This window comes from Clostridium sp. (assembly GCF_030532265.1).
GTDB lineage: Bacteria > Bacillota > Clostridia > Clostridiales > Clostridiaceae > Clostridium.
This window is the reverse complement of record NZ_JAUNLM010000014.1, coordinates 38,703-45,190: the sequence shown is the minus strand read 5'-3', so window position 1 is coordinate 45,190 and position 6,488 is coordinate 38,703. Positions and strand designations below refer to the sequence as shown.

The 6,488-nt window shown below is 26.2% G+C and carries 6 protein-coding genes; all 6 read right to left on the bottom strand.

What is annotated here, in order from left to right:
* Positions 1 to 412: amino acid permease (locus tag Q4E08_RS05180; RefSeq protein WP_303129108.1), on the bottom strand; the 412-nt coding region annotated here is incomplete at its 3' end.
* A 588-nt stretch (positions 413 to 1,000) separates the two neighbouring features.
* The gene (locus Q4E08_RS05175) at positions 1,001 to 2,497 is read right to left on the bottom strand and encodes a carboxypeptidase M32 (RefSeq protein WP_303129106.1); all 1,497 of its coding nucleotides are present in this window, start codon (positions 2,495 to 2,497) and stop codon (positions 1,001 to 1,003) included.
* Positions 2,498 to 2,517: 20 nt separating this feature from the next.
* Positions 2,518 to 2,694, bottom strand: coding sequence for a hypothetical protein (locus tag Q4E08_RS05170; RefSeq protein WP_303129105.1), 177 nt, complete (start codon positions 2,692 to 2,694; stop codon positions 2,518 to 2,520).
* Between the two features lie 178 nt (positions 2,695 to 2,872).
* Complete coding sequence (locus Q4E08_RS05165; protein WP_303129103.1) at positions 2,873 to 3,964, bottom strand: glycerol dehydrogenase; 1,092 nt, start codon at positions 3,962 to 3,964, stop codon at positions 2,873 to 2,875.
* 145 nt (positions 3,965 to 4,109) lie between these two features.
* Positions 4,110 to 5,378: an ABC transporter permease gene (locus Q4E08_RS05160; RefSeq protein WP_303129102.1), complete on the bottom strand. Its 1,269-nt coding sequence runs from the start codon at positions 5,376 to 5,378 to the stop codon at positions 4,110 to 4,112.
* A complete protein-coding gene (locus Q4E08_RS05155) occupies positions 5,378 to 6,292 on the bottom strand; it encodes an ABC transporter ATP-binding protein (protein ID WP_303129101.1) in 915 nt (304 codons plus the stop codon). The genes Q4E08_RS05160 and Q4E08_RS05155 overlap by 1 nt, the downstream gene beginning before the upstream one ends.
* Positions 6,293 to 6,488 lie beyond the last annotated feature (196 nt).

Genomic DNA, 6,488 nt, shown 5'->3' with positions numbered 1-6,488 from the left:
AAAATATTACTAAAACACCTATAAATTTTATAATTGGATTAGTATTAAGTGCTGGAAAATCAAATACATATGATAGCGCCCCTAATATAAAATAAATCATTGTTACAAATCCAACAGTTATTTGAAACCATTGAAAGAATATTGCTGCAAATCCAAATCTTTCACCTAATGTATTTCCTACCCATGCAAATATTCCACCTTCTTGCCAACCATCAACTGTAGCCATTTCTGCTGCGCATAAAGCTACTGGTAAGAACCATAAAAATCCGCCTAGTAATAAGAAAAATACTAGATGAAAACCTGAAGTTGCGAATGTTGGATATTCATATACTGTCATTACCATGGATGCTGTTATTGCGAAGAATCCAAATAAAGTTAAACTTTTTTTACTTTCTACTGATCCATTATCCATAATTTTACGCTCCTTCAATATTTATTTTTCAATGAACTAATATTCTTAAATTTGTCGACAAGCTTAAAAATTAATTCAGCTTTTACACAAAGTATAGCAACTATAGTATTTAATTCAAAATTTAAATTTCATTATAATACGCCACAAAATCCTAAAAATTATTATTATAAGTAATTTAACTAAATTATTATTTGATAACTTAATATTAATAAGTATTTCATAGTATATATACTAATATCATTTTGATAAGTCTAGAAAACCTTGAGAATTAGCCATTTTCCTCATTTTCACCATCATATTGTATATTTATTAATTTTAAAAACCCAATAAGCAAGCCATTTTAATCGTTTTCAAAAAGGTCTGTAAAAACTTTTTTTATGCAATTAATTACTAATTATTAAAATTTGTTACTTTTATCAATTTATATACACATATTCTATAACTTTCTTACTAATTTGTTTACTTGTTTATATTTTGTTAAGTTAAATTGAATATTTTTTTATATAATTTATTAATTTACTGTAATTTAAACAAAAATAAAGCAGTATTTTTTATTTTTACAAAATACTGCTTTAAGTTTTAACTTATTTATTTATATATTTCTAAATACTTATTTTCTAAATATTTTATAAAATATTTAGGATTTAATTCTTCTCCACTAACTTTTAATATTATTTCACTAGGTGAATATAAACTAGCATACTTATGAATATTCTCATTTAACCAATTATGAATTCCATATAAGTTTCCCATTCTTATATCATCATACATAGATTTATAATCTTTTTTCATAACTTCTAATATTTGAGCTCCATACAAATTCCCTAATGCATAACTTGGAAAATATCCAAATGAACCATCTGACCAATGAACATCTTGTAATATTCCTTCACTATCATTTGATGGTTCTACTCCTAAGTACTCTTTGTATTTTTTATTCCATTCTTCTTTTACATCATCTATATCTAGATTTCCATTTATAAGCGCCTTCTCAATTTCATATCTTATTATTATATGCAGACTATATGTTAATTCATCTGCTTCTGTTCTTATAAGAGAAGGCTTTACATAATTTATAGCTTCATAAAATTTATCTAAACTTATATCTTTAAATTGTTCAAACTCATATTTTACAAACGGTAAAAAGTACTCCCAAAATTCCTTACTTCTTCCTATAATATTTTCATAAAATCTTGATTGTGATTCATGAATACTCATTGAAAGAGCTGTATCTAATCCTGTTTTTTGAAATTCATCTGGAATATCTTGATCATATATTCCATGACCACCTTCATGTATACAACTAAATAATGCTGATGTAAAATCAGGTATATTATAATTTGTTGTTATTCTTACATCCTTGTTCCCAAAGCTAGTTGTAAAAGGATGCATACTTTCATCTAATCTTCCAGCTTCAAAATCATATCCCATCTTATTTAATATAAACTTTGATATCTTTTCTTGAGAATTTTTATTAAATTCCCCTAATAAAAAACTTTTATCTATTATCTTTCCACTAGAATTTATTTTTTCAAGTATATTTAATATTCCTTCTTTAAGTTCTCCAAAAACTTTATCAAGTTTATTAACAGTTAAACCTTCTTCATATTTATTTAATAACGTATCATACTTATTATCTTTGTATCCTAAATACTCTATAAATTCTTTTTGAAAATCTATTATATTCTTTAAATGTGGTTTAAATATTTCAAAATCCTTCTTTTCTTTAGCTTCTTCCCATGCATTTTGAGAAAGTGCTTGAGCCACCACAAATTTTCTATATCTATCTTCCGGAATCTTCTTTGTTTCATTATACTCTTTTCTTGCATTTTTAATTATAGCCTTATCAATTTCATTTAAGCCTTCCACATTTTTATCAAAATAGCTTAATAACTTTTCCATATTATCTGATGTTGTCATTTTAAATACTTCACCTGATAAATGTTCAATTATCTCTGATCTTTGCTCTATGGCCTTCTTAGGCATTTTAGTTTGCATATCCCAATAAATAATCTCTAAAGCCCCTATTGTTTTTTGTATATTTTTAATATACTCTTTTAATTCTTTTAATTTTTCTTCTCTCATTGCCCCAAAATCTCCTTATTTTAATATTCTTCATTAAAGTACAGTACAGATTCAGTTTCCCTACAATACTTTGTTATTATACATTCACTTAACTTTCTTGGACATTTAAAACACACACATTGTAAGTCATTTCCTTTGCAATTACCATTCTTTTTTTCCGGACATTCTAAACAATTAACTCCAACTCCTGCTGCCATTAAATATTCCCCCTATATTTTAAATTTAAATTTATATTATATTTAAATAAATTATATTATAAATAATTTATACTATTAATTATAACTTTATTTTTAAATTAAAACATATAAATTTAACATAAATAAAAATAACGTAGAAATTAAATTTCTACGTTATTTTTATTTATGTTATAAATTTTTATATGTATTGTTCTCCTAATGAGTTAGCTGTAAGTATAGCATTAAATACTTCTTCAACTTTAACTCCACCTAGAGTATTATGTATAGTTTCACCTTCAGCACAAGCTGCAACTGCAACTTTCATTATGTCATCTTTATTAACTTCTTTTAATCCAATTTGCTTAAGAGTTATTGGAAGATTTACATCTAAACAGAAGTTTATAACCTCTTCTATTTCTTCCATAGGTCTATCTTCTAATATTAATTGTACTAATGTACCAAATGCAACTATTTCTCCGTGCATATACTTTTCACATTCTTCAAGAACTGTAAATCCATTATATATTGAGTGTGCTGCAGCAAGACCACCATTTTCTGCTCCAACTCCACTTAAATAAGTTGATGCTTCTAAAACTTTTTCAACAGCAGGAGTAGATACTGAATTTTCAACAGCTAATTTAGCTTTTAATCCATAATCTAATAATATTTCATAACAAAGTTTTGCAAGTGCATAACCTGCTTGAGATACTGCACCTGAAACAAGGTTAGGTGACTTAGCATTTAAACAAGTTCTTGCTTCAAAGAAAGTTGCAAGTGCATCTCCCATTCCTGCAACGAAAAATCTAACTGGAGCCTTAGAGATAATTTTACTATCAACTAATACAAGATCTGGATTCTTTGGATAGAATAAATATTGACTAAATTCGCCATCTTCTTTGTACACAACTGAAAGTGCAGTACAAGGAGAATCTGTTGCTGCTATTGTTGGTATTATAACAACTGGTATTTCTTCAAAATGTCCAACTGCTTTAACAGTATCAAAAGTTTTTCCTCCTCCGATACCTATTATTGCATCACAATTATTGCTTTTTATAACATCTTGTAGTCTTTCAATTTCTTTCTTAGTACTTTGACCATTAAAAAGTTCAAAGAAAATATTTTTTTCACTATTTTCAAAACACTTTTCAATAGTTTCTTTCATCATATTCATAACAAATGAATCAGCTACAATAAGAAAAGATTTTCCTAATGTTTCTACATGATTTTTTAATTCTAAAATTGCATTTTCACCTTGAACGTATCTTGAAGGTGCTCTCATAATTTTAAGCATTTAATCATCTCCTTTTTAATTCAATTCACATCGTTAATAAATTAGCAGAATTTATTATATATTTTTTAATTAAATATGTAAATACTAAAAAAAAATGTAAACGTAATATAGAACAAGGTTTTTTTTGACCTTGTTCTTTTCATAGTTACATCAACATATCTCTTCTACTAAATACAATGTGAGATACAATATAAGAAATAACAATTGTTATTATCATTATTATTATTCCTAACTTAGGTGTAAAATATATATTACTATGATAATTAAATGCTATATCTCCACTTATAATACTTGGAGTATTGCCATAATTTAAGAAAATATATTGTGCAATTTCAGAAAATTTTTCACTTACCATAGGCAATACAGTTGCTGAAACTGATATAATTACTGAAACTGCCATTGTTATCATACTACTCTTAAATATAGCTGATATCATAAATATAAATGCACAACAAGTTATTATAAATAAAACTTGCAATAAGAAACTCTTAAGAACAAAATCTCCCATAGTTGATTGATATCCTGAACCTATAACTTTCTCTAACTGCTTAAATCCATCTCTTAAGAATACTTCTTGATTTATTTGGTATTTAACGCCAAGTTGAACCGGCATTTTTAAATCAGCAAATCCTGTAATTGCACCAACAATTCCAAACGTTGCAAGTTCTACACCACATATCATTGAAACAACAGTTATTATTACCGCTATAAATTTTGATAATATAACTTTTGCTCTTGATATAGGTTGAACCAATAAAAATTTAACTGTTGCTGGAGTAAATTCTCCTGAAACTATATCACTCATAAATACAGCTATACCAGAAACTAATATAACCATTCCTAATATCATCATTCCTTGAATAGCTAAATTGCCAGGATAAAACTCCCATTGTTCTATTGGTTTAATATTGTTATCTAAAAAATATTGCTTTTTTTCTATTTCTCTTTTTAAATCTTCTATATGTGCCTTATTTTCTTCATGTAGTTCCATACTATTTATGCTATTTTTTAGTTCTTTTATATCAGACCTTAATGAATCTCTCCAATCAATTGTTTTCTCACCACTTAATAATTGTTCCTGAAGTTTTCTATCATCTTCTAATCTTTTAATTTCACCTTTAAGATATAAAATATGTTCTTCTTGTGATTTTATAACATCTTTACTTTCATTTTTAGATTTAAGTTCATTTAAACTATTTGTTGAATTTTTAAGTTCCTCCTTTTGCCATTTTAAATTATTATCTATCATTTCTATTTGACCTTGAGGAGATCTCCAGTGTTCCATATCATTTGCACTTATCTTATGAACAGTAACTAATCCAATCATTGCTAAGCAAAATAATCCAAATACAACCCAAGTTTTTCCTCTTTTAAGTATTTTAATTAACTCATTCTTAATTAAGGTAAATAACATTATCTTATACCTCCTTCAACAAGTTCCATATATCTTTGCTCTAAACCTTCCCTATTTTTATAAACTTCTTCTATCGATATTTTTTCATTAACTAATGTTTTAATAAGCTCAGGAGTTGTTCCTGAGTGTATAACAACATTTATTCTAGAATCTAATATAGTTGAAGTTATTACAAAAGGTTGTCTTGAAAGTATTTCACAAACTTTATTTTGATCATTATTAATAATTAATGTTATACTCTCTTTTTCTGTTCCAGTTACTGCATCCTCCATATTTTCAACAGCTTTTATGACCCCATCATTTATAAATGCAACAGTATCACATAATTGTTGAACCTCACTTAATATATGAGAGGATATAAATACAGCCATACCTCTTTCTCTTGCTGCTTTTTTTACTATTTCTCTAAAATCTATAATTCCTGATGGGTCTAATCCATTTGTAGGTTCATCTAATATTAATAACCTTGGATTTCCTATAAGCGCTGCTGCAAGCCCAAGTCTTTGTTTCATTCCTAAAGAATATTTTTTAACTTTATCATTAATCCTATGTTCTAACCCAACAAGTTTTATAAGCTCATTAACTTCTTCTTTTTTTACATTTCTTATTCTTGCAATTTGCATTAAGTTTTCTCTTCCTGAAAGATATTTATAAAGTTCAGGATTTTCAACAACTGCTCCAACATCTTTTAAAGCTTTTTCTTTATTTTTAAATAAATCTTCTCCACATATTTTAACTTCTCCAGAAGTAGGTTTTATAAGTCCTACTAACATTCTTATAGTTGTTGTTTTACCAGCTCCATTTGGACCTAAGAAACCATATATTTCTCCCTCTTTTACCTCAAAATTTAAATTTTTTATTATTTCACGTCTTCCGATTACTTTTTTAAGATTTTTAACCTCTAAAACATTCATTTAGTAACCTCCCTAACTTTTCTATAATAAAATTATAAATGTAACTTCTTAATATAAAACATTATTATTTCTTATTAAATTCTTAACAAATTCTTAATTGCTATATATAAAAACAAATCATGCTTAAATTAATTAGGTTTTAAATATTTAAAAATTAATTATTTATAAATCATTCGTTTACTTTATTTTAAATAAC

What these genes read in the sequence shown, in the direction of transcription:
- Q4E08_RS05155 (WP_303129101.1), bottom strand. Translation starts at nt 6,292, where the DNA reads ATGAATGTTTTAGAGGTTAAAAATCTTAAAAAAGTAATCGGAAGACGT.
- Q4E08_RS05170 (WP_303129105.1), bottom strand. Translation starts at nt 2,694, where the DNA reads ATGGCAGCAGGAGTTGGAGTTAATTGTTTAGAATGTCCGGAAAAAAAG.
- Q4E08_RS05175 (WP_303129106.1), bottom strand. Translation starts at nt 2,497, where the DNA reads ATGAGAGAAGAAAAATTAAAAGAATTAAAAGAGTATATTAAAAATATA.
- Q4E08_RS05165 (WP_303129103.1), bottom strand. Translation starts at nt 3,964, where the DNA reads ATGCTTAAAATTATGAGAGCACCTTCAAGATACGTTCAAGGTGAAAAT.
- Q4E08_RS05160 (WP_303129102.1), bottom strand. Translation starts at nt 5,378, where the DNA reads ATGTTATTTACCTTAATTAAGAATGAGTTAATTAAAATACTTAAAAGA.